This is a genomic window from Streptomyces sp. PA03-3a (genome assembly GCF_033792735.1).
Classification (GTDB): Bacteria; Actinomycetota; Actinomycetes; order Streptomycetales; family Streptomycetaceae; genus Actinacidiphila.
The window spans coordinates 1-24,460 of the sequence record NZ_JARAVM010000003.1; the positions used below are offsets into that span (position 1 = coordinate 1).

Annotated in this window: 21 protein-coding genes and 2 pseudogenes; 13 read left to right on the forward strand and 10 right to left on the reverse strand. The window is 70.8% G+C overall.

Going from position 1 to position 24,460, the window contains the following annotated elements; genetic code table 11:
* A pseudogene (locus PV342_RS03930) lies at window positions 1-104 on the forward strand (IS481 family transposase); the annotation flags it as partial.
* Between the two features lie 153 nt (window positions 105-257).
* On the opposite strand, the gene PV342_RS03935 reads toward PV342_RS03930, so the two are convergent.
* Window positions 258-677 carry a CoA-binding protein gene (locus PV342_RS03935; protein WP_386992607.1) on the reverse strand — a complete coding sequence of 140 codons (420 nt, stop codon included), beginning with the start codon at window positions 675-677 and terminating at the stop codon, window positions 258-260.
* Window positions 678-881: 204 nt separating this feature from the next.
* Window positions 882-1,367 (reverse strand): hypothetical protein, encoded by a 486-nt coding sequence (locus PV342_RS03940; protein ID WP_500315803.1) that lies wholly within the window; start codon window positions 1,365-1,367, stop codon window positions 882-884.
* Between the two features lie 85 nt (window positions 1,368-1,452).
* On the opposite strand from PV342_RS03940, the gene PV342_RS03945 reads away from it, so the two are divergent.
* The 3 genes from PV342_RS03945 to PV342_RS03955 all read left to right on the forward strand — a co-directional run bounded on the left by PV342_RS03945 (window position 1,453) and on the right by PV342_RS03955 (window position 3,434).
* A complete protein-coding gene (locus PV342_RS03945; protein ID WP_500315804.1) occupies window positions 1,453-1,794 on the forward strand; it encodes a PadR family transcriptional regulator in 342 nt (113 codons plus the stop codon).
* The gene (locus PV342_RS03950; RefSeq protein WP_500315805.1) at window positions 1,791-2,462 is read left to right on the forward strand and encodes a permease prefix domain 1-containing protein; all 672 of its coding nucleotides are present in this window, start codon (window positions 1,791-1,793) and stop codon (window positions 2,460-2,462) included. The genes PV342_RS03945 and PV342_RS03950 overlap by 4 nt, the downstream gene beginning before the upstream one ends.
* Before the next feature lie 603 nt (window positions 2,463-3,065).
* The gene (locus PV342_RS03955; RefSeq protein WP_500315806.1) at window positions 3,066-3,434 is read left to right on the forward strand and encodes a DoxX family protein; all 369 of its coding nucleotides are present in this window, start codon (window positions 3,066-3,068) and stop codon (window positions 3,432-3,434) included.
* A gap of 78 nt (window positions 3,435-3,512) precedes the next feature.
* Here PV342_RS03955 and PV342_RS03960 read toward each other — a convergent pair whose 3' ends face one another.
* Window positions 3,513-4,223, reverse strand: a complete 711-nt coding sequence (locus PV342_RS03960) for a class I SAM-dependent DNA methyltransferase (RefSeq protein WP_400806265.1) — start codon at window positions 4,221-4,223, stop codon at window positions 3,513-3,515.
* Window positions 4,224-4,890: 667 nt separating this feature from the next.
* Between PV342_RS03960 and PV342_RS03965 the strand changes: the two genes are divergently transcribed.
* From PV342_RS03965 to PV342_RS03985, 5 genes are all read left to right on the forward strand, one after another.
* Window positions 4,891-5,094, forward strand: coding sequence for a cold-shock protein (locus tag PV342_RS03965; protein ID WP_004986771.1), 204 nt, complete (start codon window positions 4,891-4,893; stop codon window positions 5,092-5,094).
* 366 nt (window positions 5,095-5,460) lie between these two features.
* On the forward strand, window positions 5,461-6,960 hold the full coding sequence (locus PV342_RS03970; protein WP_500315807.1) for a DEAD/DEAH box helicase: 1,500 nt from the start codon (window positions 5,461-5,463) through the stop codon (window positions 6,958-6,960).
* A gap of 108 nt (window positions 6,961-7,068) precedes the next feature.
* Window positions 7,069-7,398: a CBS domain-containing protein gene (locus PV342_RS03975; RefSeq protein WP_400806394.1), complete on the forward strand. Its 330-nt coding sequence runs from the start codon at window positions 7,069-7,071 to the stop codon at window positions 7,396-7,398.
* A 54-nt stretch (window positions 7,399-7,452) separates the two neighbouring features.
* On the forward strand, window positions 7,453-7,761 hold the full coding sequence (locus PV342_RS03980) for an SCO5918 family protein (RefSeq protein ID WP_361002242.1): 309 nt from the start codon (window positions 7,453-7,455) through the stop codon (window positions 7,759-7,761).
* A gap of 103 nt (window positions 7,762-7,864) precedes the next feature.
* On the forward strand, window positions 7,865-8,203 hold the full coding sequence (locus tag PV342_RS03985) for a helix-turn-helix domain-containing protein (RefSeq protein WP_500315808.1): 339 nt from the start codon (window positions 7,865-7,867) through the stop codon (window positions 8,201-8,203).
* 176 nt (window positions 8,204-8,379) lie between these two features.
* Here PV342_RS03985 and PV342_RS03990 read toward each other — a convergent pair whose 3' ends face one another.
* Together PV342_RS03990 and PV342_RS03995 are read right to left on the reverse strand one after the other, a co-directional pair.
* Window positions 8,380-10,026 (reverse strand): alkaline phosphatase D family protein, encoded by a 1,647-nt coding sequence (locus PV342_RS03990; protein ID WP_400806277.1) that lies wholly within the window; start codon window positions 10,024-10,026, stop codon window positions 8,380-8,382.
* 274 nt (window positions 10,027-10,300) lie between these two features.
* Entirely contained in the window at window positions 10,301-11,917 is a 1,617-nt protein-coding gene (locus tag PV342_RS03995; RefSeq protein ID WP_500315809.1) for a purple acid phosphatase family protein, read from the reverse strand.
* 210 nt (window positions 11,918-12,127) lie between these two features.
* On the opposite strand from PV342_RS03995, the gene PV342_RS04000 reads away from it, so the two are divergent.
* Window positions 12,128-12,388 carry a hypothetical protein gene (locus PV342_RS04000; protein WP_500315810.1) on the forward strand — a complete coding sequence of 87 codons (261 nt, stop codon included), beginning with the start codon at window positions 12,128-12,130 and terminating at the stop codon, window positions 12,386-12,388.
* 144 nt (window positions 12,389-12,532) lie between these two features.
* On the opposite strand, the gene PV342_RS04005 is transcribed toward PV342_RS04000, so the two are convergent.
* The 3 genes from PV342_RS04005 to PV342_RS04015 form a co-directional block, all read right to left on the reverse strand.
* Window positions 12,533-16,600: a Kelch repeat-containing protein gene (locus PV342_RS04005; RefSeq protein WP_500315996.1), complete on the reverse strand. Its 4,068-nt coding sequence runs from the start codon at window positions 16,598-16,600 to the stop codon at window positions 12,533-12,535.
* A gap of 1,179 nt (window positions 16,601-17,779) precedes the next feature.
* The gene (locus PV342_RS04010; RefSeq protein WP_386992579.1) at window positions 17,780-18,811 is read right to left on the reverse strand and encodes a methyltransferase; all 1,032 of its coding nucleotides are present in this window, start codon (window positions 18,809-18,811) and stop codon (window positions 17,780-17,782) included.
* A gap of 322 nt (window positions 18,812-19,133) precedes the next feature.
* Complete coding sequence (locus PV342_RS04015; protein WP_500315811.1) at window positions 19,134-19,565, reverse strand: hypothetical protein; 432 nt, start codon at window positions 19,563-19,565, stop codon at window positions 19,134-19,136.
* 477 nt (window positions 19,566-20,042) lie between these two features.
* Between PV342_RS04015 and PV342_RS04020 the strand changes: the two genes are divergently transcribed.
* A complete protein-coding gene (locus PV342_RS04020; RefSeq protein ID WP_329190472.1) occupies window positions 20,043-20,642 on the forward strand; it encodes a hypothetical protein in 600 nt (199 codons plus the stop codon).
* A gap of 87 nt (window positions 20,643-20,729) precedes the next feature.
* Here PV342_RS04020 and PV342_RS04025 read toward each other — a convergent pair whose 3' ends face one another.
* A complete protein-coding gene (locus PV342_RS04025; RefSeq protein ID WP_400806293.1) occupies window positions 20,730-21,428 on the reverse strand; it encodes an SDR family NAD(P)-dependent oxidoreductase in 699 nt (232 codons plus the stop codon).
* A 762-nt stretch (window positions 21,429-22,190) separates the two neighbouring features.
* Between PV342_RS04025 and PV342_RS04030 the strand changes: the two genes are divergently transcribed.
* Window positions 22,191-22,337 carry a hypothetical protein gene (locus tag PV342_RS04030; protein WP_400806295.1) on the forward strand — a complete coding sequence of 49 codons (147 nt, stop codon included), beginning with the start codon at window positions 22,191-22,193 and terminating at the stop codon, window positions 22,335-22,337.
* A 137-nt stretch (window positions 22,338-22,474) separates the two neighbouring features.
* Entirely contained in the window at window positions 22,475-23,251 is a 777-nt protein-coding gene (locus PV342_RS04035; RefSeq protein WP_500315812.1) for a hypothetical protein, read from the forward strand.
* Window positions 23,252-23,440: 189 nt separating this feature from the next.
* On the opposite strand, the pseudogene PV342_RS04040 reads toward PV342_RS04035, so the two are convergent.
* A pseudogene (locus PV342_RS04040) lies at window positions 23,441-24,425 on the reverse strand (enoyl-[acyl-carrier-protein] reductase FabV); the annotation flags it as partial.
* Window positions 24,426-24,460: the final 35 nt, after the last annotated feature.

A 24,460-nucleotide genomic window follows, 5' to 3' on the forward strand; every position in this document is an offset into this window, starting at 1 on the left:
TCCCCGCCTGGCTGCACACCTACAATCACCACCGCGGACACACCGCGCTGAAGGGCCAACCACCCGCCAGCCGCGTTCCTAACCTCACGGGGCAATACACCTAGGATGGCCCGGCCGCGCCGCACACTCACCGCATGCACGGCGCGGCCCGGGGAGGACGCCGATTGACCGACCACACGGGACGGGACGGGCCCCGGCTGCCGCGCAGGCCCCGCACGCGGTGGTGACGGGTGGTCACGCGGGGCCGGCGGCGAGCGTCATCCCAGCCCCAGCCGGGGTATCTCCCGTCCCGGGGAGCGGTCCATCACCATCAGCAGGCCGGCGTCGCGGGTCCTGGCGTAGGCGGCCTCGTCGATGACGTCCACCTGGAACCAGACCGCCTTGGCGCCGATCGCCACGGCCTGGTCGGCGACATCTCCGGCGAGCGCGGAGTTCACGAACACGTCGACGACGTCGACCACGAAGGGGATCTCCGCCAGGGACGCGTAGCCCTGCTCACCGTGCACCGTCTCCGCCTTCGGGTGCACGGGCACCACCCTCTTGCCGAGCCGCTGCAGCTTCTCGGCCACGCGATAGGCGGCCCGATCGGGATTGTCGGACAGACCCACCACGGCCCACGTGTCACCGGCCTCGGTGAGTATCCGCCTGATCGTCGCGTCGTCGCCGTAAGTCGTCATGTCCGGAACCCCCGTTCGCGGGTGGGCACCGCACCGCCCACCGCCGACCGCATCGCCATGGAAGGGGCCGGGCCCCTGAGCTTCGTCTGCAGCATGGAGCAACCCTAGGCGGCTCGAATACTGTATGCAATACGTCCGTGGCGACCGGCGTGCCGGCGCTACGGCGGCGGGTCACGAACAGGACCGGTTCGTCGGCACCCCGGGTCACGCCCCTGTGGTCGAGCCAGGACGGACGATCATCAGGACGACGACGGCGGCCCACAGCAGGTTGAAGACGCCGGTGAGCATGGTCAGCCGGGCCGCCGCGGGACGCGACTCGCCCTCGGCGGCCGCGTCCTCGGCCAAGGCGAGCAGTCGCTGCTGGCCGGGCAGGATCGCCAGGGCCAGGATGGCCGCGGCGATCACGGTCAACATGAGCGAGGCGATCAGCCAGACGTCGGTGAGGACGCCGAGCAGGGCGCCGGTGGCGACCCCGAGGGCCGGTACGGCGAGACCCGCGGCGGCGTAGCCGCGGCAGATCCGGTGCAGGAGTCCGGCGATCGCGGCGGCCCGCCCGTCCGGGCCCCGGCCCCGGTCGCGGCCGCCGGAAGCCTGCAGCGCGTAGCGGGGGAACATCGACGCGGCCGCCGTGATCGATCCGACCGTCACGATCGCCGCCAGGACATGCAGGGACAGCATCACCTTGGTCACCGCGGATTCCTCCGAGCAGAAGCGTGAATATGTTGGCTGCCAATACATACACTGCCTACGCCTACTTTGGGTAGGCTGCCTACACATGAGGGCAGACGCGGTGCGAGGGCACCTGGACGGACTGTTGCTGGCCGTGCTCGAACCGGGCCCGCTGCACGGTTACGCGATCATCGCCGCGGTCCAGCACCGCAGCGAGGGCGTACTGGAACTGCGGACGGGCACGATCTATCCGGCCTTGAACCGGCTGGAGCGCCTGGGGCTGCTGAGCAGCAGCTGGCAGTCCTCCGGTGAACGGCGACGGCGGTGCTACGAACTCACCGATGCCGGACGGCGCTCGCTGGCCGGCGAGCGCACCGCGTGGAGCGAGTTCACGACGGCGATCGGATCGGTGCTGAACCCCGTCCCACCGCCCGGCGCGGCCACATGAACGCGGCCGGCCGGCAGGCCGATCCCGTCGAGGACTACGTCACGGCCCTGACCGCCGCGCTGCACGGCCCGGCCCGGATCAAGGCGAGGATGATCGAAGAGATAGGCGGCGGCCTCGCGGACACGGTGGCGGCGTACACCCACGCCGGAACGGCACACCCGCGCGCCGCCCACCTGGCGGTCGAAGAGTTCGGGACCGTCGACGAGATCGCACCGGGCTGCCAACGTGAACTGACCGTCGCCCAGGCCCGGCACACCGCCCGGGCTGTCGCCCTTACGGCTCCCTTCCTGGTCACCTGCTGGTATCTGGCCCGGACGACCGGCCAGGATCAGCCCTGGGACCTGCCACGTGTGGCTCAGCTGCTGGCCGTTCATCTGGCGGGCGTTGCCGGTGCTGCGGCACTGCTCGCCGCGGCGGCACTGGCCGTCACCGGCACCCTCGCTCGCCGGCTGCCCGTGCCGCACCGGCTACCCCTCGCGGTCGCCTGGACCGGCACCACGGCCAGCGTCGCCATGGCGGTCGCCACGCTCGCGCTCGCCACCGCGTGCGTCCTGGCCGCGAACTGGCCCCTGCTAGCCCTGGCCGGCGCACTCGCGGCCCTGTCCCACGCCGTGGTGGCGGCCTCGGCCCGCGCCTGCCGCCGATGCGCACGCCTGCGGACCGCGTGAACCCGCGCCCACCGGGGATGGGTCCCGCCTGAGCAGGCCTGCGCCGCCGCCGGGGCCTCCTTCGACTTCGCGAGTGGCCTACGCGGCCGCGACGCCTACGGCACCGGTGCCGATCCGGACCGACGGCGGCAGCGCCGCCGCCGGCGCGCCCGCCGGTGTGCGACTCCCCGACCCGGTGGAGCCCTCGCGGCCGTGTGACTTCTGCGGTCACCGGGTCGCTTGGGGCACCGCCGACGAGTACGGCTGTCCGGTGTGCGGGGATCCGGAGTCTCGGTGACGCAGGCCGAGGCGTCGGTCCACGGTCCGCCGCAGGTGCTGTCGCGGACATTGCGAACAGGTCGTCGGCCCGGCGGCCGGGTGGTGTTCGGCGTGCGTGCCCGTTCCCAAAGCCTTCGGCGGGGGCTCGTCCGACGCCGTTTCCGCTGGTGAGACCTCGCTCACGATGGCGCGTCCCGGCCGGCCGGTCATTTGCTTGACTCGTCAAGTAATGTTCTCATGGGATCCGGGATCGAACCCGGGAGCCCCTTCGCGCGGGTGACCATCGGGCGCGCGGGCCGTCGCGCCGCGCTTGCCTTCACTTCTTCTTCAGGACTAGGAACCATCGTGTACACAGCCGCTGTCATCCTCAGCGTTCTGCTCGCCCTCGTCTTCCTCGCCGCCGGCGCACCCAAGGTGCAGCTCAAGGGCCCCGTGCCGGAGGGCCTCATCCACAAGGGGCTCGGCTCCGGGCTGGTCCGGTGCGTGGGAATCGCAGAGGTTGCCGAGGCCGTCGGGCTGGGCGCCGGCATCTGGTGGCAGCCGCTGGGCATCGCGGCTGCCGCGGGCACGGTGGTGGTGCTCATCGGCGCGATCGGCTTCCACGTGAAGAAGGGCGAGTACGCCGACAGCGCGACCCGCAACGCCGCGGTGACCCCCATCGTGCTGCTGCCCGTGGCCGTGGCCACCGCCCTGACGCTGGCCGCGTCCCTGTAGCAGCGGCGGCCGACCCGGCAGCCCGCATAGAGCGCCGGCGGGTCCTCGGTTCCGTGTACCGGGATGAGACGGCCGCCGTCAGCCCTTGCGGGCCATGACCAGCCGGGCGTACGGGGCGCCGTCCGGGCGGCGGCCGAAGTCGGGCAGTACCGCGGTCCGCACCGTGAAGCCCGCCGCGGTCAGTTCGGCGCGCACGGCGCGCAGCGGGAAGGTGCGGTAGTACATGACGAACGGCGGGCGCCAGACCGCGTTCCGTATGCGCATGGCCGCGTCGAACCCGGCGGGCACCCAGTAGCTCCGGGAGGAGATGCGGGGCGGCGCGAACACCGGGAAGGCGAAGAGCCCGCCGGGCCGCAGGGCGCGGTGCACCCCGGCGAACAGGGCCGGCCGGTCGGTGGCCAGGAAGTGGCCGAAGGCGCCGAAGCTGACGGCCAGGTCGAACTCGGCGGCGAAGGGCGGTCTCCGCGCGTCCGCGCGTATCCATTCCCCGTCCGGGTGGGCACGGCGCGCCTCGGCGAGCATGCCGGCGCTGAAGTCCACTCCCGCGACCCGGCCCCGGCACAGCGGGTGCAGGACCTGCAGGCCGGCCCCCGTGCCGCAGCACACGTCCAGCCCGTCACCGAAGGGACCGAGCGGGCGCAGGGCGGTGACGGTCGCGTCGAGGATCCGGTCCGGCGTGCGGAACGGCGTGTGGTCGAACCTCGGCGCGAGCAGGTCGTATCCGCGCTCGACGGAGGAGAAGGCCTGCACGGCCAGCTCGCGCAGCGAGGGCCCTTCGGGTGAGAACATCCCTTCAGGGTAGAGCCGTTGGCCACGAAGACCGGCGGCTGTCGGCGAAGCGGTCCGGGGCCTCCGCGGGACCGGGGAGCCAAACCGTCTTGTAGAGGCAACTCCTGACGTCGAATCCTTGAGCGGCCTCTGGACGTCGCCCGTCAGGGCGACGAGTTCGCCGCGTCGACCTGAACCGGCAGGCCGCGAACGACGTCACCACGAACCGGCGGCGTCGGCCTCGTCATGGGCGGGGGGCTCGGCTCCCGACGGTGCGCGACGGTCCTCGGTACCGAGGGTCAACGCCCTTGGTGGCGCTGGCCCCTCATTGACTGCTGTGCGCGGCGCGGCCCCCGCCCCCTTCACCGAGTCCTCGTGGCGTTGGCGCCGCGCGAACAGTGCGTTCCGGGAGGCTCAATATCTGCGCTCGCGAAGTGAGAAATCGGCGCGACACGCGATGAGGTATCTCACGGGGATCGTCTGTGCACGGTTATCAACCGTGCACAGACGATCGCGCCGTGCTACTCTCAAAAGAGTTGCAGTTGTGGTTCCCAAAAAGTGCCCTCACCGGCCCGCGCCTATGAGAGCAGTCCTTTATTCCGGTCATCTGCTGGCGGGGCAATCATTGCGGCGACGCGGGATCCGTACCGTACGGGCTCCGGGCACTGCCCCAAAGGAGATTCAGCACATGGCTACTGGCACCGTGAAGTGGTTCAACGCGGAAAAGGGTTTCGGCTTCATCGAGCAGGACGGTGGCGGCGCGGACGTGTTCGCCCACTACTCGAACATCGCCGCCCAGGGCTTCCGTGAACTCCTCGAAGGCCAGAAGGTGAGCTTCGACATCGCACAGGGCCAGAAGGGCCCGACGGCCGAGAACATCGTTCCCGCCTGACGCTGAAACAGGCACACCGCAGCTGGGGCCCGCACCTTGGGTGCGGGCCCCGGCTTGCAGCGCATCGGTACACACTCTGCCCTGCTCACGCCGTGACGATTTCACCGCGGGCAGGCTCTTGAGGGCGCCGCGATCCCCCCCTCGGCAGCAGATGTCCGCTCAAGGCTCCGGATGAAAATCCGTCAGAGCCTCTCGACGCCCAAAGCCTCGGTCTTGGGGACGTGGACCGGATCGCCCAACCCGTTCAGCGCTCTCAGCCCGCGGGCATCGCCCGCCGGCCATATTTGCTTGGCCCATCTTGCGATTCCCTGTACTGCGCAGCGCAGCAGAGTTCCTAGAATGCGGCCGCTTTGAGGAAGGTTCTGGATGAGCCGCACACGTATGAACGACGGTTTCACCGCCACCCGCGGCGGAAATTCCGGCGCAGGAAAGAACGGCGTCCGCACGAGGACCAGCGACGCAAGCCGCTCCGGCGGCCATCGCCACCGCCCCGCCGCACCGCAGGGGGAGTTCGTCCTGCCGGAGACACTGACTCCGGCACTGCCCGCCGCTGGGGCGTTCGCCGACCTCGACATGCCCCGGCCACTGCTGGTGACCCTCACCGCGGAGGGCGTGACCGTGCCGTTCCCGATCCAGGCGGCGACGCTGCCCAACTCCCTGGCGGGCCGCGATGTGCTGGGCCGCGGACGAACCGGGTCCGGCAAGACCCTCGCCTTCGGCCTCGCGCTGCTGGCTCGTACCGCCGGACGGCGCGCCGAGCCCCGGCAACCGCTGGCCTTGGTGCTGGTGCCCACCCGCGAGTTGGCCCAGCAGGTCACCGACGCTCTCGCCCCCTACGCCCGTTCGATGAAACTCCGACTGGCCACCGCGGTCGGCGGGATGCCGATCGGCCGTCAGGCCGGCGCGCTCCGCGACGGCGCGGAGGTGCTCGTCGCGACGCCGGGCCGGCTGAGGGACCTCGTCGAGCGCGATCACTGCCGGCTCGGCCAAGTCGCCGTCACCGTCCTGGACGAGGCCGACCAGATGGCCGACATGGGCTTTATGCCCCAGGTAACGGCGCTGCTGGACCAGGTTCGCCCCGAAGGACAGCGAATGCTGTTCTCGGCCACCTTGGACCGCAACGTCGACCTGCTGGTCCGCCGCTACCTGCACGACCCGGTGGTCCACTCCCTGGACCACTCCGCCGGCGCGGTCAGTACGTCGGAGCACCACGTGCTGCACGTACACGCCGCCGACAAGCTGCAGACGACGACCGAGATCGCTGCGCGGGAGGGCCAGGTGATCATGTTCCTGGACACCAAGCACGCCGTCGACCGACTCACCGAGCACCTGCTCGACAGCGGCGTCCGCGCCGCCGCCCTGCACGGCGGCAAATCGCAGCCGCAGCGCACCCGAACCCTGGCCCGGTTCAAGTCCGGGCACGTCACGGTTCTGGTCGCGACCAACGTCGCCGCGCGCGGGATCCACGTCGACAACCTCGACCTGGTCGTCAACGTGGACCCGCCCGGCGACCACAAGGACTACCTGCACAGGGGCGGCCGCACGGCCCGCGCCGGCCGGTCCGGCATCGTGGTCACGCTGGTCACACCCGACCAGCGCCGCGACGTGGCCCGTCTCATGCAGCATGCCGGAATCCGCCCGGAAACCACCCAGGTCCACCCTTCCGGGGCCGACCTCATCCGCATCACCGGCGCGCAGACTCCATCGGGTATCCCGGTGGTCATCACTGCGCCCGTGGCCGAGCACAAGGACAACGGCCCCGCCTCCCGCGGCCGACGCAACCGCGTCACGGCTCAGGAGCGCCGCACCATCCGGGAGGCGCGCCGCACAGATCAGTGGCGGTCCGTCGGCGACGCCGCGGCGTAGGACCGTCCCGGTCATGACGCCCACCACTACTCCAGGAGGCACCTCTTGACGCTGGCGCATTACTTGCCACGCCCTTCGGATTCCACTCGCGGGACCGTGGCCGAAGCCATGGACGCGCCCGGACCGCAGGTCTGGGACGACATGACCGTCGAGGTGGCCCTGTCGGTCATGGCCAGTGCACGTACCGGACATCTGATCGTCTGTGACGAGGACGGCCGGTGCACGAGTTTGGTCACCCTCGCCCAGCTCACCGCCTTCCGTGACGGCTGCACCTATACCGATCAGGTCCGCCTGCGGGAAGTCGCCCGTGACGGCGGGCCGTTCGCCTCACCGATGACCAAGATGGCCGAGGCGCAGCACATCATGTGCCACCGCCGGCTCACGGCCGTGCCCGTCCTCGACGAGCACGGCTGCGCCGTGGGCGTACTCACCCGCTGACGTTGACCCGTCGCCCGCCGGTCCCACTGCTTTCCACTCCCCCTGTGAGGCACCATGCGTTGCGTCATCGCCCGTTTCGCGTTCGACCTGTCCAAGAGCGGGGTGGTGGCGTCGATGAAGGGCGTCAGACCCGAGCCGGTCACCGGTGAGTCCGTGATCATCGGCCGCCGTCGCTACTCCGTCATGCAAGTGGGCGAGGTCGTCACCCGGCAGGACCGTCGTGACTTCACCTCCGGCGAGGTACTCCGGGCGATGGCCCGCCTCGGCTTCACCTGCCGCGACCTGCCTGCCGCGGCACCGGCGCCCGGGCTCACGCCGCTCCAGGAGGCCTCGGCTCTGCTCGGCGTCCCCACCGCCGGGTAGCCAGGGCGAAGGCCGGCCGGCGCGGCACGAGGGCTCGGCCGGCGCGCGGCCCTGGTGTCGGTGTCGCGCCGAGGCCCAGCCACCTGTTCCACCAAGAGGTGTGATGACAGCAGCCGACTCCTCCGGCCCTGTCGATGACGACGGCTACCCCGCCTACACCATCGGCCGGGCCGCCGCGATGCTCGGCACCACCCCGGGCTTTCTCCGCGCGATCGGCGAAGCCCGCCTGATCACCCCGCTCCGCTCCGAAGGCGGACACCGTCGCTACTCCCGCCACCAACTGCGCATCGCGACCAGAGCCCGTGAGCTCGTCGACCAGGGCACCCCCGTCGAGGCCGCCTGTCGCATCGTCATCCTCGAAGACTTGCTGGCGGAAGCCCAGCGCGACCATGCCGAATTCCGCCGCGCCGCCGCGTCGGCGGATCCAGCGGACTCAGGGTGAGACAGGTCGGCTCGGCCTGTGCGCCGGCCCGGATTTCCGTGGCTACCGCTGGTGCACGCTGCCCGGGACGCTCAAGACTTCCGAGTACCGCGTGCCGGCCGGGCCGAACGGCACGTTACCCCCCGGGGGGACGTCCCCCGGGAGGTAACGCTGCACAACCGCTACCCGTCGGACGGTCAGGCGGGCGTGAGTCCCGGGTTGCCGGCCTCGGTGACGAAGGAACCGGCCGTGGTGATCGGGGCGTCCGGCGTGGTCACCGCGGACACCGTCTTGAAGTCGGCGCGCGCCTCGTCCTTGCCGAGGGTCACCACGGCGTAGCCGCGGCGGCCGTTGTAGAACTTCAGGTGCGGGTTGGCCTGCATGTAGGTGGCCCAGTTGGACGGCTTGTCGGAACCGTCCTTGCCGCTGGAGATCGAGCTGGTGACGATCTCCGTGCCGAGGGTCTTCGACGCCGGGTCGTCGAAGTCCTTCTTGATGTCGAAGCCGTAGTGGACGTGGACGTCACCGGTGAGGACGACGAGGTTGTCCCGGCCCGCGGACTCCCAGCCGTCCAGGAGGCGCTGCCGGGAGGCCGGGTAGCCGTCCCAGGAGTCCATGGAGACCTTGAAGTCGGGCGTCGAGCGGTCCTTGCGCTGCGCGAAGGTGACCTGCTGGGGAACGACGTTCCAGGTCGCCTTCGAGGAACGCCAGCCGTCGACCAGCCAGCGCTCCTGGGTGGCGCCCGTCATCGTGCGCGCCGGATCCTGCGACTCCGGGCCCGGAACCTGCCAGCCGTCACCGTACGCCTGGTCCGAGCGGTACTGGCGGGTGTCGAGGATGTCGAACTGGGCGAGCCGCCCGAACTGCAGGCGCCGGTAGAGCTGGGCCTCGGGACCCTGCGGGAGCTGCCGGCGGCGCAGCGGCTGGTTCTCCCAGTACGCGCGGTAGGCCGCGGCCCGCCGCAGCAGGAACTCCTCCGGGGGAACGTCGTTCTCGGGGGTGTCGTCCGCGTAGTTGTTCTCCGTCTCGTGGTCGTCCCAGGTCACCACGAAGGGGTGCGCCGCGTGGGCGGCCATCAGGTCGGGGTCGGACTTGTAGAGGGCGTACCGGAGCCGGTAGTCCTCCAGCGTGAGCGTCTCGCGGTTGAAGTGCGAGGGCAGCACGCGGTCGGTGTAGGCGCGGGCGCCACCGGTCGCGGTCACGGCGTACTCGTAGAGGTAGTCGCCGAGGTGGAAGACCGCGTCGAGGTCCTCGTCGGCCAGGTGGCGGTAGGCGGTGAAGTAGCCGTCGTGGTAGGCCTGGCAGGAAACCGCCGCGAGACGCAGCTCGGTCAGGCGGGCGCCCTTCGACGGGGCGGTGCGGGTACGGCCCACGGGGCTGACCCACTGGCCCACACGGAAGCGGTAGTACAGGACGCGGTCGGCGTCCAGGCCGCCCACCTCGACGTGCACGGCGTGGTTGTACTCCGGGTGCGCGTCGACCGTGCCGCGCTCGACGACGCGGGTGAAGCGCTCGTCGTGGGCGAGTTCCCAGCGCACCTTGAAACGCTTCTGGGGCAGGCCGCTGCCGCTCTCGTACGGACGGGGGGCGAGCCGGGTCCACAGCAGCACCGAATCGGGCAGCGGGTCGCCCGACGCCACGCCCAGCGTGAAGGGGTTCTCCGTGATCTTCACGGCGCTGGCCTCGGCCGCGGCGGCGGTGCCGCCCAGCGGGATGTTCACGGCGAAGGCCAGCGTGGCCGCCGCCCCGGTGACGGTCAGAAAACGGCGCCGATCCATGTGGCGTACGGCGTCACGAAGTTCGGCGGAGTGCCCGGACGGGGAAGGTGATGCGGAAGGCTGCATGAGCGTGCATTGCAGTGGCCCAGGGCGGCGTACAGCCACCGAAAGGTTGGCGCGTACATGTATGGAGGGTGACCGTTGGCCCCGTCACCGGCACGAAGCCCGTCCTTCACAAAACTCGCACGAACGCGCCATGTCTCAGGGCCGGTTCGTTCCACGTCCCGCAGCCCGCAGGGGCTGCTCCGAGCGGCCGAGGGCTCCTGGCGGCAACGCCTGGGGCCCGGGACGTCGTCCCGGGCCCCAGGCGTTGCCGGCTACCGCTGCCGGTCGCGGCCAGTCAGTGTCGGCCGTGGCCGCCGTCGCTACGAGGGCGCTGGAGCGTGAACTTCTCGAAGACCGACAGCTCACCCGTGGGCGTGATGATGTTGTAGTAGGTGACGTGGATGCGGGTCATGTCACCGGGGTGCCGGCCCGGGTCGACGGAGAACTCGGCGAAGCCGTACGGATGCTCGGCGTCACGGACGCCGATCCAGACCGCCGTCTCCTTCTCCTTGACCGAGTTGTACTTGCCGACGTGCTCCATCTGGACGTACGCCGAGTGGTGCCCGTGGCCGTCGGCGTCGTCGGTGGTGAAGCTGTTGTTGGTGATGCCGGACACGCCGCCACCGCCGAGGACCATGTGCGTCGTGCCGTGCGCGCTGTCGATCACGTCGAGTGCGGTCTGACTCGGGTTGGGTGTGAGGGTGACGCTGCCGGGGACGACGCCGCGCACCGCCAGCGAGCGCTCGTAGTCGTGCTCGTGGCCACAGACCACCAGGTCGACGCCGTACTCGTCGAACAGCGGGCCGTACGCCGCGCGCAGCGCGACGTCGGCGCCGTTCGCGGCGGTCGCGGAGCTGATCATCACCTGGTGCATGCAGACGACGATCCAGTCGATGTCCTTCGAGGCCCGTGCCGACTTGAGCTCCTTCTTCAGCCATGCGAGCTGCCGGCCGCCGGAGTAGCCGTTGATGTAGACGTCGCCGCCCTCCTGCAGGGCGATGTCGTCGTTCTGCAGGGCGATCACCTTCACCGAGCCGACCGTGAAGGAGTACCAGAGGTTGTCGAGTTCGGGCTGGGTCTCGGTCGAGGGAAGCTCGAAGTAGGTCTGGTACGCGTCGAGACCGAGCTTGCCGTTGCCCAGCTCGATCTCGTGGTTGCCCGCGCACGGCATCCACGGACGGAAGCGCGCCGAGCGGCTGTTGTTGGTGAGGAAGTCGCGCCAGACGCGGATGCGGTCGGGCCCGGTGTTGGCGTAGCAGAGGTCACCGTTGAGGAGGTGGAACAGCGGGCCGACCTTCTCGACGCCGGTGACGATGTCGGCGGCGGCGGGCGTGGCGTTGGGCTCGAAGTCCCGGCCCGAGGCGTCGGCCGGGTTCGCTCCGGTCTTCCACGTCACACTGGGCGCACCCTGGTCGCCGAAGCTGGTGAAGGTGAACGGGGCCCGGCCGGACGGCGCCGTGTGGAAGGTGCCGGCGTCGGGGGTGGCGCCGTCGTGCTGGGCCGCGTACAGGTAGTCGGTGTCGGCCTTGAGCTTGCTGAGCAGCGCGTGATGGGCCCAGACGGTCCGCCCGGAGGTGCCGTCCACGTACGTCTTCGTCGTCGCGTGCACGGTGGAGCCGAAGCCGCCGCTCAGCGTGCCGTAGACGACCCGCGGGTTCCTGACGGCCGCGTCGGTGACCCACGAGACGACCATCTGGCTGCGTGGGTCGGCGCCGAAGGTCAGGTGCAGGCCCTGGACGGGCGTGGTGGCCGAGCCGGTGGTGAGACCGGTGACCTCCGACGTCGCCGGGACCGCCTCGGCGGTTCCGGCGCCGAGGATAAGCGGCCCGGCGGCGGCGCCGGACACTGTCGCGCCGAACAGGCCGAGCGCGTTGCGACGAGAGATTCTGGTTTGCTTGGGTTCTTCCGACATTCCGGGGGCCTTTCGCGTCGTCGGGTGCAGTCGCACACCGACGGGACAGCGGCGCTCCGTACCTGACAGCGGGCTGCGGCAGGTCAGCGGTGCGCGCACTCACGGACGCTAGGAAGCACGGTCGACCGGAGCGGTGGGACAGGTATGAACGGCAGATGGCGGTCACCGCAACGGACGGTCGTTCACGGCGCCCTGGCCCTGTCTCGGCTCATGCCGTGGAGCGAGGCGCTGCCGCCGGACGAGGTGGACGACCGGGAGGTCACGATCGCCTGGCTGCTCGCGCGGGACGACCGCACGGAGGAGGCCGTCGCCCTACTCCGTCGGTGCCCCGGCAGCCGGGCGGCGACCGATCTGGCGCGTCTGCTCGTCCGGCAGGGCCGCTGCGCGGAGGCCGTGGCCGTCGTCCCCGACATGAGCACGCAGCGTGCGGAGAACCGGCGCCGTCTCGGGAAGGGGGAGGAGGCCGAGTAGGCCGCCAGGGACGACGGGCCACACGAGCACGGCCGGCCCCCGAAGGGACCGGCCGTGCCCGTGCCGCGGGTCACGCCGCAGGGGTGCGCCGACGGCCCGTTCCCGGGGCCGTCGGCGCCGTTCCCGGCGCTTCCCCTTCTCCTGCTACTTGCGCTTCAAGGTGAAGTCGGCGGTGACCGTCGCTCCCTTCGTCAGTTTCACCGTCGTGACGGTCGGCTGGTAGCCGTCCTTGGCGACGATGACGGTGAGCGGGTTGTTGCGGACGTCGAGCCACAGGGCGTACGTCCCGTCGGCGGACGTGGTGAGCGTGTAGCTCGCGGCCCAGCTGTCGATCTGCACGGTCGCCCCGGCCAGCGGCGCGCTGCCGCCGGTGGCCTTGTTGCCCAGGACGACGCCGGTGATCTTGCCCCAGGTCTTGGGCGGGCTGACGTGCAGGCTCACCGGGATGGGCGCCGTGGAGTACGGCGTGTCGGTGCCCACGCTCAGGCTCGCCGTGAGGTCGCCGGGCTGGGTCACCGAGGCGGCCTTGGCGTCCAGCGTGACGGAGACGGTCGCGCTGGCGCCCGGCTGCAGCGTGAGCTCCTGGACGCTCTCGCTCAGCCAGTCGACGTCGCCCGCGCCGCCCTGGTCGTAGCCGGGCAGCACCTCGACCTTGGTGATCGGCCTGCCGGGGGCGTTGCCGCCGCCGACCTTGTAGAAGCCGGCCGCGCCGCCGCCGCGGTAGGTGGCGACGTTGGCGTTGGGGAGGGTGCCCCAGGTGCCGGACTTCGGGTCGAAGGCCTGGCCGCGGTTGGTGAGGGCGTTGTTGCCGACGCCGCCGACCATCAGCAGACGGCCGTTGGCCGCGGCGTAGGAGGTACCCCACTGCGGGGCCGGGACGTCCGCGAGCTGCGACCAGCTGTCGGTGCCCGGGTCGTAGGCGTAGGAGTGGACGACGTCGTTCTCGCTCGCGCCGAGACCGCCGGCGCAGTAGATCTGACCGTCGATGGCGCCGCAGGCCTCCCACGAGATGGGCTCGGGGTAGGCGGCGATCTGGGACCAGCTGTCGGTGCCCGCGTCGTAGACGCCGGCGTCGGTCGTGCCGCAGAAGTCGGCGCCGCAGCCGCCGATCATGTACAGCTTGCCGTCCAGGACGGCCGTGCCGGAGCCGGCGTACGGCTTGGGCGCGGACGCACCGGTGGTCCAGCTGTCCGACTGCGGGTCGTAGATCTCCAGCTTCGCGTCCGGGGAGCCCGACGCGCCCCAGCCGCCGACGGCGTAGAGCTTGCCGTCGATGACCCCGTGCGCGGGGCTCTCACGGGTGTCCGACGCGCTCGCAAGCTTGGTCCAGCTGCCGGCGACCGGGTCGAGGACGTACAGGTCCTTGACGTCGGCCGATCCGTTGTAGCCGAAGGCCGAGTAGACCTTGCCGTCCAGCGTGTCGACGGCGTTGTCCATGAGGGCGCCCGGCAGGTCCGGGGCCGTCTGCCAGGTGTCGTCGGCCGGGGCCGCCGCGGTCGGACCCGCCTTGGCGGACGCCTTGTGGGCCTTGCTGGACAGCGGGTTGAAGTCACCCTTCACGGTCTGCAGGGCGGCACCCTCGGCCTGTTGGGTGAACCCTCCGGACTGTTCGCCGAGTTTGACCGTGGCGGCGGCGCCGCCGGTGTTCTTGACGGTCAGGTTCTGCGTCTTGGAGCCGCCCCAGGCGACGGTCGCGGAGACCGAGGCCGGGGTGACGGTGACCTTGCCGGCCTTGAGCTTGAAGTTCGCCTGGACGGCGCTGTCTGCCCCGACCTTGACGTTCTTGCTCAGGGAGGTGTACTTCGCCTTGGCCGCGGTGAAGGGGTGGCTGCCGAAGGCCGTCGAGACGAACGAGTAGAAGCCGTCGGAGAGGTTCGGGTCCTCCGGGGTGGCCGTCGTGATGGTCTTCTCGGTCGGCTTGTCCTGGCTGGTGACGGTGGCACCCACGACGCCCGTGCCGGTGTTGGCGTCGGTCACGGTGCCCACGACCAGGCCGGCGGGGATCGCGGTCAGCTGCCGGTCGCCGACGAAGACGTCGTCGACGGCCCACCACCAGCCGAAGCTCCCGGCGAAGTGGAAGCGCAGCTGCACCTCGGGCTTGCCGGCGAAGTCGGCCAGCGACGCCTCGATGCGGTCGCCGGTGACGTCCGCGCCGGGCGACCAGACCCTGGTCCAGTGCTCGCCGCCGTCCGAGGTCGCCTCGAGGGCCGCGGACTGCCCGCCGTACTGCTTGTACTCGGTGCTGAACGCCACCTCGGGGTCGTTCTTGCCGGTGAAGTCGTACACCGGGCTGAGCAGCGAGCTGTCCTGGACGGCGCCGCCGCCGAAGTGGTCGCTGTCGATGACGGCGAACGCGCCGTCACCGCCGGTGTGGTTGCCCCGGTCGCCGGGGTCGTCGAACTGCCAGCCGCCCGTGGTGTCCTCGGCGTTGACCACCTTCCAGCCGGTGGGCGGGGCGTCGGTGGCGTCGAACGGCTCGGTCGTGCCGGTCACGTCGACGCGGTATCCGGGCGTGTTCGCCGTCCAGGAGTCCGCCGGGACCGCGATGCCCGCGGTCTGCGCGGAGTCCCCGACGGTGATCTTCTTGCTGACGGCCTTGTATCCGGGCGTGGCCGACGCGACGTGCAGGGTGTAGGAGTGCCCCTCGGGCAGGTCCATGCTGTACGAGCCGGTCGCGGGGTCGGTCCACACCACGCCGGGGACGCCGTCCGCGGTGATCTTGGCGTAGAGCGGCCAGCCGTGACCGGAGCCGTCGGTGACCTTGCCGGCGATCGTCTGGCTGGGCACCGCGGTGAGGGTGAAGTTCTCCGTGACCGTGGCGTCGTCGTCCACCACGACCCCGTCGGCGGAGTCGCCCGCGTAGCCGAAGGCCTCGACGGAGACGTCGTAGGTTCCGGTGGGCAGGGTCAGGGAGTACGCGCCGGAGGCGTCGGTGTGGGTGACACCCGTACCCGCCGTCACCGTGGCACCGCTGACGGCCTTGCCGGTGGCGCCGTCGGTCACCGTTCCGGAGATCACGCCGTGCGCACCGGTGCGGAACGCGGCCAGACCGGCCGGCGTGCCGAGACCGGTCGGGCCGTCGAAGCCCTCGGCGCCGTTGCACAGGTACGACGGGGAGCAACTGCCGTTGCTGCCGGTGGTGATGTCGTTGATGCCCGTTCCGGCCGCGTACGGGTACGCGTTCGGGTACGAGCCGGCGGCGGGGGTGCCGGCGGCGGCGTACACGGAGGCGATGATGGGCGCCGAGACGCTGGTGCCGCCATAGACCGCCCAGCCGCCGTGGCCGTAGGTCTGGTAGACCGCCACGTCCTCGGCGACGGCCGAGACGTCGGCCAGTGCCCGGTTGTCACAGCCGGTGTCGTGCTGGAAGGCGGGCTTGGGCTCGTACAGCGAGCAGCCGGAACCCGCCAGGCTCCACGCCGACTCGGTCCATCCGCGCGTGGTGGACGGGGCGCGGGTCAGCGTGGTGCCGCCGACCGCGGTCACGTACTGCGAGGCCGCCGGGTAGCTGACGCCGTAGCCGTAGTCGCCGGTGGACGCGGTGATCGCGACCCCGGGGTGGTTGTAGTGGGCGTCCAGCTCCGTGGTCTCCGACGGGTCCTCGCCGTTCCCGCCGCGGTAGTCGGTGCCGTAGGAGTTCGACACGTACTTCGCGCCCATCGCGACCGCCTGGTCGACGGCGGCGGACAGGCTCTCGAAGCTGTTGTCATCGGCTTCGACCAGCAGGATGTGCGCGTTGGGCGCGGACGCCGAGACCATGTCGAGGTCGAGCGAGATCTCGCCGGCCCAGCCGGGGTCCGGCGCGGGGTAGTCGGTGCCGCCGCGCTGGTCGACCTTGCGGAAGCATCCGTTGTCCGTGGTGCAGGCGGGCAGCCCGAACTGCGCCCGGTAGACGGCGAGGTCCGCTTCGGCGGTGGGGTCGTCGAAGGCGTCGACGATGGCGACGGTCTGTCCGGCGCCGCCGTCGGCCGGCAGGCCGTAGGCGCTCTGCAGGTCGCCCGCACCGTAGCCGGACGGTGTGTCGGCGGCGGGCATCAGGCCCTTGACCGGCTTCACGTCGGTGCGGCGCAGGGCGAAGCAGCTGAAGTGGCCGGGCTTGGCCGTGTCACAGGTGGGTTCGAAGGAGCGGCGGACGCCGGTGCCCGAGGCGGCGGAGTTCGCGCCCGCGGCTCCCGAGGCTAAGGCCGGTGCCTGTACGCCGAGCACCGCCATGGCAGCGGCGCCGAGGACTGCCAGGCCTCTGGTCACCGTCCGGCGAAACGGGTGGGGGGTTCCTGCTGGTCTGCGCAACGTGACTCCCATGCGTGCTTGCAGGGATCGTGAGCCGTGCACGGCTCCTGGCGACGGCGGACGTCGGAGCGTTCGCCGGAGCCCATTAGCGTGTTCGGTTCTGTTCATGTCAATAAGGAGCCTGAGGCGACGAATATGACGCAAAGTCATGACGCGAGTGCGGAATGTGCGCGCAGCGTTGCGACTTTTGATGTTTTGGGCGAAACGCATGGTGCTTTCGTGTTCGCTGAGTGAACGCCACGCATTCGCTGTTCGAAACTGTTCACTAGGCGTATCGGGGGCGTATATACGACACGCGACGCAAAGCCGCCAGCACCCACCGGGCACCCGATCCGGCTCCCGGACGGCCATCCGCGCTGGTCAGCTCTCCCCTCCGGGGACAACTCGGCCGCGCATGGGACCCGCTGGGCCGCAGAATACCTTTGCCGGCCCTTGACCTGCCCGTCTCCCCGCCCGATCGGGCCAAAGGCTCCGTCGACGCCCGGCCAACCAGGCCGGGCTTTCATGATCGTCCGCCATGGCGCCCGGCGGGCGCCGTGCGGGGACGTGACTGCTCCCGATGCCAGGGCACCCGCGGCCGATGTGCCGCGCTGGGCACCTACGAGAGCAGCCGGACAGAGGCGGCGCCGGCTGAACCTGGCCTGCGCGCGGGTGCCGCCCCCACCCCCACTCGCAGGCGGTCCAGAGTCACGACGCCGTCGCCGGCTGCTTGTCCGCCACCACCCCCTTTGTGGCTGCCCGTCCACGCGGACGCGGTGACTGTGCTGGTGGGGCCGGGCGCGTGGTTCATCGATCGCGTCCGGGTGAGGGCGAGGCCGCCGCGTCCCGGCCGAACCCGCCTCGGCAGGGCTGAGCGACCCGTGCGCAGCGGCGGCCGCCAGGCCCCCGCACTGCGGTGGCCATCCGCCGCACGGAGCTGCTCACCGGCGCCTCCTCCCCGCTCCCTCGATCAGCGGGCCCGAGCCGCACACGCGCCTGACATCGGGAGACCTCCGACGCCTTCGACAGCGGCACGCCGGCCCGGGAGCGTGACGTCGCACAGCGCCCGCACCGACGTTCAGTGCCGGACGCTGCCGCGAAGGCTCCACCGAGGGCCCGGGATCAGTCGGTCTCCAGTTCGATGATCTTGAACTGGAATCCGGTCGGGGTGACGGCCGTGCGCCGCCATCCGGATGCGGCGAAGAGCTTGTCGAATTCGGGGAGATCGCGCTCCTGCCCGGGCAGCATCGCCAGCATGTGCATGTCCGCGAGCGGTTCGAAGCCGGGCGCTCCGATCTCCCCGATCACGTTCTCCACCACGACGACCCGCGCGCCCGGGAGTGCGGCGGCACGGCAGTTCCGGAGGATCCTGACGCAATCGGCGTCGTTCCAGTCGTGCAGGACCATTTTGAGGAGGTACAGGTCAGCCGGCGGGACGGACTCGAAGAAGTCCCCGGTGACCGCGGTGAACCGGTCGGTCAGCCCCTGCTTCCCGGCCGAGGCCTGCGCCGCGGCAGCGGCATGGGGCAGGTCCAGGCTCTGCCCGCGCAGGGTCGGGTTCGCCAGCAGGAGTCCCTGCACCAGCGCCCCCGTACCGCCGCCGACGTCGACCGCGACTGTGCTGCGGGTGGTGTCGAGCGCCTGGGCGAGGTCGCGGTTGAGTTGTTCCGACATGCCGGACATGGCGACCGAGAAGAGTTCCGCCTCGGCGGGGTTGTCACCGAGGTAGGTGAAGAAGTCCGTGCCCAGCGCGCTTTCGATCTGGGTGCCGCCCTTTCGGACAGCCTCCGGGAACCGCTCCCAGGCACGCCAGTGAGAGGGCCCCGCCCATGTGAGGGCCACCTCCCGCAGGGTGTTCGGTGCCCCGGTGCGGAGCAGCCGGCTGAGCGGGGTGTCGGAGAACCGGCGTTCTCCCTGGTACTCCACCAGGCCCAGCGAGGCGCAGGCGCGCAGGAGCCGGTACGTGGTGGCGGGGTCGCTGGACTCCCGTTCGGCTATCTCCTCCGCGCCGAGGGGCCCATCGGCAAGGTGGTCGGGGATGGAGAGGTCGACTGCGGCCCGAACGATCTGCGTCACCCAGTATCCGCTGAGCATCTGCAGCAGAACGCCGGCGCTTGCGGCTTCGGAGGGTGGGTTCTGGAGATTCTCGGTCATCGGCAAGCACACCAATCGGAACTGGTTCAATGGTCAACCAACTGTAGCCCGGGGTGGGAAGCCGAACGTGTGCCCCCTACACCAAAAGCGCGCAAGCGCAGAACATTCGGCAAAGCGTCGGCGAAACGTTCACCGCGATTCACGATCCGGGTCCCGGCACGAGCCGAGGGCCCACGCGTCATGACGGGAACGTGCGAACCATGCCCGCGCACGGCCCCCGCCCGACTCCTCCGGGCGACCCGTCACGACACGCGCGCAGTCAGCAGCCAGGTCGCTGTCCTCGTAGCGGCCATCCACGAACGGCCGTGATCAGCGCGCGTCGCTACAGCTCGTAGTCCTGGGCCAGCTCTTCCCAGCGAACGCCGCGCAGAGCAAGGTCAGCGTCCTCGCCCGACGGCACGTCCCGGCCGGGCTGGAACCAGGCGACGGTGAGGACGGAACGGTGCAGCACCGGGTCGACCTGAGGAGCGACCGCTGTCGAGCGGAAGACGCCGATGCAAGCCACGGAAGGCAGCACCTCAACAGGACCGAAGGCGCCGGCGGTCTGGTCCGGGTACTCACGCGAGGGCGGAACGAGATGGAACGGCGTGGAAGGAAAATCCCGTTCGCCCTGCCGCTTGAGGCCGCTGACCCTCATGTCGTTGATGCGCTTGCACGGGTAACCCTCCAGCATCCCCCCGTAGGTCGACGACATCCGCAGTTCGGTGAGCTCGATGGAACGACCGGACGAGAGGAGTACGTGGCTCAGGGACATGCCAACAGCCTATGCGCACGCTTCACTTCCGCTACACGCCCTGGCTCCCGCCGCGGGTTCTGCGTACCGGGTTCGAGAGCGAGCATGCCGTCCCCCATCAGGGCCTGCCGCCCGGCCTGGCGTGGCCGAGCGAGCCGGGCCGGACGCTTCACCGATCGTTGCGCTCGCCCCGAACTGCACGCCGTACGCCAGGACTTCGGGCAGCTTCCGTGCAGGTGGGGGCGCCCCGCGCCAATGCGTTGTCAGACCTCCGCACTACACTCACCGCGCGTGGCTCCTCCTGCCCGGCGTGCTGCCTCTGCACGTACCGGCATGGGGAGCCGGACACCTCGGGATCCGTCCGGGGCGGCGAAGTCAACACGCCCACCGCTTGGCCATGTGACGTCCAGTCACCGGCAGGTCGTGCAGTGAGCGGTGGCCACGTCGCATGCCGCGGGTCGCCGAACTGTCCGTGGTTACACGAAGAAGGGAAAGAACGTGAACACCGAGAAGGTTGCAGCCCGACGTCTCACGGCCGAGGAGGTTTCGGAGCTGGGCCTCCAGGACGAGATCTTCGTCCCCGCGGAGATGGAGGAGCTTCGGCTCGACTGCTTCGCACCGGCGACTCTCACCAAGTCGGGCAAGAATTTCGAGGGCGGGTCCTTCACCGCGAGGACGGTCTTCGGCGACGAGGTCCACGTCCTGCCGGACAACGCCGAGGAGCGCGGTATATGGGTCGCCGACAAGGCGGGTGAGGAGATCGAGGTCCTGCAGAAGGCCGGCGTCCTCCTCAACCTCGCCCTCTTCGTGCCCGACGGGAACGCGGAGTCCCTGGCGTCGCTCTACGCCGCCGCCCGGGAGGCGTTCGGCGCGGGGATCGTCCAGCGCTGGAACGAGGAAGTCGTCGCGGTGCCGGACGTCAAGGTCGACCTGTTCGAAGAGCCGGCCCGCGGGCGGAAGGGCACGGGCGGCCAGAACCGCGACCGCCGCGCCCTGGACATCTACCCCACCCGCGTGCGGTTCATGGAGGCCAGCGCCGGCTGGAAGTTCGTCCTCGAGCCGCACCAGGAGCACGTCGACGACACGCCGACGATCTGAGCCGACGGGCCCCAGGCCTCCCATCGGCACGACGCCCCCTCCGGACCGGAGGGGGCGTCCTCGTGCTCGGCCCGGCTGTCGGCACCGTCAGGCGATGCCGCCGTTCAGGGTGAGGTCGATGGCGTTGGCCATCGGGTTCTCCAGCAGGAACAGGCAGCCGTCGACGATGTCCGCCATGGTCGCGAGCCGACCGGTGAGCGTCATCTGTCGTGCTCCGTCCTGCAGTTGCGCGTTGTCCACGACGAAGGGGCTGTCCACGATGGCCCACGGGTGCAGCGAGTTGACCCGCACCGGTGCCAGTTCGACGCTCAGCGTGCGCACCAGGCCCTGCACGGCGGCGTTGACCGCCGTCAGCGTCGTCGAACCCGGGTACGGGAAGTCCTTGGCCATGCCGCCGAACAGCAGCACCGAGGCGTCCGCGGACATCCGGGGATACAGCGTGGTGACCACGGCCGTGTAGCCGACGATCTTCGTCGTGGCCAGGGTCGTGGCCGCGGCCACGTCATAGGCCCGGGCGGTGTTCCTGTCGCGGACCATGCCGACCAGCGCCAAGCGGTCCACCTGGGGCACCGCTTCGAGGGCGGCGGCGATGTCCGCCGGACGGCTCAGGTCGAGTGCCAGGCCCGTGACCGTACCGCCGGTCTCCTTCGCGAGTTCCTCCGCCACCGTCGTGGCGCGCTCCTGGGTACGTCCGGTGATCAGGACGTCCGCGCCCCGCCGCGCGTACTCCGCGGCCAGTGCCCGCCCTGTGCCCTGCGTGGCCCCGACGACAAGTACCGTGCTCATTTCTGCTCCCCATGCGATCTGCGAGAGCTGCCTGCTCTCACACCATCCAGACGCTCGCCGGTCCCCACAGGTTCTACGTCGGCGGTGACTCGTGTCATGTTCCCGCCCGGGCCGGTGCCGAGGGGTCGCCCCGCGCCTTCGGCGTGCAGCGCTCCGTTCCGCTCGTAGCGGCGCCCGGACGAACCTCGAGATCCACCACGTCGAGGACGGCACAGTCCGCGAGATCGACGTCACGCCGAGAACCCCCACGAGCTCGCCGCGTTCCACGCGCGAGCCGGGGCGGGCACTCCTCCCTGACTGACCGATCGTTTTCAGAATGAAGTTCGGAGTCGCCTCAAGCAGATGACGGCGCAGGCCAGTTGGAGCAGGTCGAGGTGGATGTCCGCGCGAACGGATGACGCTCGCGCCGTGCCCGCGCTGATCGACCAACGACGACCCGATCCCGGGCAATCAGCAGCGAGGCCACCACCTCTCACTCACCCGCATGACCGGCCAAGCCGTGCAGCAGCCCGACCGGCTCCCCCGGCCCCGCCCCGGCACCGTCGTGCACCACCACACGCTCGGACCACACCACGACCGCCCCCAGGCCACGAGCCGCGCTGGCGCGCCGTCATGAAACACACACCGGCCTCGTCCGCGGCGACGGTGCCCTGCGACCGAGCGGGGCAACTGCCACTGTCAGACCCAGGTGACAGCATCACCGAAGTGAATCCTGAGGCGTCCTCAACTCACCTCCATCGCGAAAGAAGAGGAGTCTTTCCCTTGCGACTGCATCGCGTAGCGCCCGGCATCGCCGCGGGCATGCTCGCCCCGGCCCTCCTGCTCGCCACCCCGTCCTTCGCGGCCACGGCGGCAGCGACCGCGGTGACGGTGCCCGCGGTGTCCTCGTCCGCGGACGAACCGGACTGACCGGCACGGCGCCGCACCACAGTACGTCGCCCGGCAGGCCCGGTGTCGGCTCGGCACCCTCCGCAGAGCGCTGTGGTCTCGCCGCCCGGTGCGGCATGGGCCACTGAGACCTCCGACAGCAGAAAGCACATTCCTCGATGACCACACACCCCCTACGCACCGAGCGCGGCGGTCCGCGGACCGCTTCCAACGTGACCGACCTGCCGTTCAAGCCTCAGCTCGTCAAAGCGGTGTTCCGGGACGTGACCTCGTTGCACGTCTCCCGGCCGGCCGCGCGGGCCGCCGCGTCGGTGACGCGCACCGTGCTGGCGGAGATCATCGACGCCGCGAGAAGCGCGGCTGCCGAGGAGGCCAGGAAGAGGCTGATTCCCAAGGACCTCATCTCGGCAATCGACCGCAACGTCGAGGTGGAGGTGGGATCGGCGTGGTACCTGCACAGCCCGACCTTCCACGGCCTGATGGGCGAGCTGCGCAACGCCGATGGTGCGCTCGTGTCTCTTCGTGAGCGCCGCGGGACGCGTACACCGAGTGGTGTGGCCGGCGCCCACCGGTTCGAGGCCGGGGTGAGAAGGCTGCTGGGGAGCCGGGGTGTGAGGGCGGTCCCGGCGATGGTCCGCGACCTGGACGGAATCGCAAGCGTGTTCCTGACGGCCCTGGCCGGGGACGCGGCCAAGGTCGTCCGCGAGGGCGGGGTCAAGCGATTCGGGACGGTCAGTCCGATGGTGCCGGGCGAGCCGGCCGCGGGCCCGCCGCTCAGGCACCCTCTCCTCGCCCTGTCCACCCGCCGCGGGGACGGGCGGACTGTTCACGAGGACGACGTCCTGGCCGCCGTCACGATGCAGCTGTTCGGCGATCTCGGACAACGCGCTATCACCGAGGCAGCCGGAGTGGCACGGAACACGTCGGCCAACTGATCGGGCCCGCCACTGCGCTCTGCCCATCGCGCACGGGTCCCACGTGTGCCCGGCTCCCGGAACCTACCGCCGGCATTCGGCTCCGGTCGGCTTGCGAGAACGGGCTCGTCGCATGCGCGCGGACCTCCGGCCGCAGGCACCCCACGGGGAAGACCTCCCTTAAGGCCGCCCCTCGGCCGGCCCTCGGGGTCAGGGAGTGTGGCCCGGCCAGGGGACATCGGTGGCCACCGGGGCGGCGTAGTCGACGCCGGGCACGGAGAATCCGTAGAGGCGCCGGACTTCGGCCTGGAACCAGTCGAGGTCGGCGAGGCCGGAGATCGTGTCGGTGGTGGCGGCCTGCCAGCGGTCGGCGACGGCGGCCTGGACGTCGTCGGCCAGTTCCCAGGCGTCCAGGCGGATCCGGTCCTCGTCGTCGGGCGCGAGCGGGGCGCGGCCGGTGAGTTCGTCCCACAGCGCGGCCAGTTGGCGGACGGGCGGCAGCATGTCCTGACCGAGGACGCCGCGCAGCAGGCCGGTGTAGAGGGCGATCCCGGGGACGGCGGTGGAGAACTGGGTGACGGCGGCGCCGTTGACGCAGGTCACGGCACGTCCGCCCACGGTCTTGTCAAGCCGTTCGTCCAGGGTGCGTGCGGTGGCCTCCAGGTGGGCCTTGGCCACGCCGATGGTGCCCTGCCGGTAGATCGCCGCCGTCAGCGGCGATCCGATGTACGACAGTGCGGCGGTGGTGAAGCCCTCGGCGAGCACACCCCGGTCGCTGAGGTGGTCGATCCAGCGTTCCCAGTCCGCGCCGCCCATCACGGCCACGGTCTGCTCGACGTCGTCCGCCTCGGCCGGTACGGTCTCGACCTCCCGGACCTCGGGAACGCCCTGCTCGTCGAAGACGAGGGTCTTGGTGCGGTGCGCCCGCCCGATGGGCCTGAGGACGGACGCGTACGTGGTGCCGGTGTCGGGGTCGGTACGGCGGGGCGCGGCGACCGAGTAGACCAGGTGGTCCAGCCTGCCGCCGAAACGCCGCTCGATGAGGTCGGCGACCTGGTTCTTCATCGCGTCGGACGCTGAGTCCGGCGAGGGTGGCGGCCAGACCGTACCCGGCGGAGGAACCGACGATCAGCGCCACGGGCCCCGGGCCCTCAGGCGGACCGGAGGGATCGGCCGGGGCGGGGCAGGCATGCCAATCTCCATGTCAGTGAGGGATGTCATCCTCGGCTC

Coding starts and splice junctions, on each gene's coding strand:
- PV342_RS03935 (WP_386992607.1), bottom strand. CDS start 677: ATGACGACTTACGGCGACGACGCGACGATCAGGCGGATACTCACCGAG.
- PV342_RS03945 (WP_500315804.1), top strand. CDS start 1,453: ATGAGGGCAGACGCGGTGCGAGGGCACCTGGACGGACTGTTGCTGGCC.
- PV342_RS03950 (WP_500315805.1), top strand. CDS start 1,791: ATGAACGCGGCCGGCCGGCAGGCCGATCCCGTCGAGGACTACGTCACG.
- PV342_RS03960 (WP_400806265.1), bottom strand. CDS start 4,223: ATGTTCTCACCCGAAGGGCCCTCGCTGCGCGAGCTGGCCGTGCAGGCC.
- PV342_RS03965 (WP_004986771.1), top strand. CDS start 4,891: ATGGCTACTGGCACCGTGAAGTGGTTCAACGCGGAAAAGGGTTTCGGC.
- PV342_RS03970 (WP_500315807.1), top strand. CDS start 5,461: ATGAGCCGCACACGTATGAACGACGGTTTCACCGCCACCCGCGGCGGA.
- PV342_RS03975 (WP_400806394.1), top strand. CDS start 7,069: ATGGACGCGCCCGGACCGCAGGTCTGGGACGACATGACCGTCGAGGTG.
- PV342_RS03980 (WP_361002242.1), top strand. CDS start 7,453: ATGCGTTGCGTCATCGCCCGTTTCGCGTTCGACCTGTCCAAGAGCGGG.
- PV342_RS03985 (WP_500315808.1), top strand. CDS start 7,865: ATGACAGCAGCCGACTCCTCCGGCCCTGTCGATGACGACGGCTACCCC.
- PV342_RS03990 (WP_400806277.1), bottom strand. CDS start 10,026: ATGCAGCCTTCCGCATCACCTTCCCCGTCCGGGCACTCCGCCGAACTT.
- PV342_RS03995 (WP_500315809.1), bottom strand. CDS start 11,917: ATGTCGGAAGAACCCAAGCAAACCAGAATCTCTCGTCGCAACGCGCTC.
- PV342_RS04000 (WP_500315810.1), top strand. CDS start 12,128: ATGCCGTGGAGCGAGGCGCTGCCGCCGGACGAGGTGGACGACCGGGAG.
- PV342_RS04005 (WP_500315996.1), bottom strand. CDS start 16,600: ATGGCGGTGCTCGGCGTACAGGCACCGGCCTTAGCCTCGGGAGCCGCG.
- PV342_RS04010 (WP_386992579.1), bottom strand. CDS start 18,811: ATGACCGAGAATCTCCAGAACCCACCCTCCGAAGCCGCAAGCGCCGGC.
- PV342_RS04015 (WP_500315811.1), bottom strand. CDS start 19,565: ATGTCCCTGAGCCACGTACTCCTCTCGTCCGGTCGTTCCATCGAGCTC.
- PV342_RS04025 (WP_400806293.1), bottom strand. CDS start 21,428: ATGAGCACGGTACTTGTCGTCGGGGCCACGCAGGGCACAGGGCGGGCA.
- PV342_RS04035 (WP_500315812.1), top strand. CDS start 22,475: ATGACCACACACCCCCTACGCACCGAGCGCGGCGGTCCGCGGACCGCT.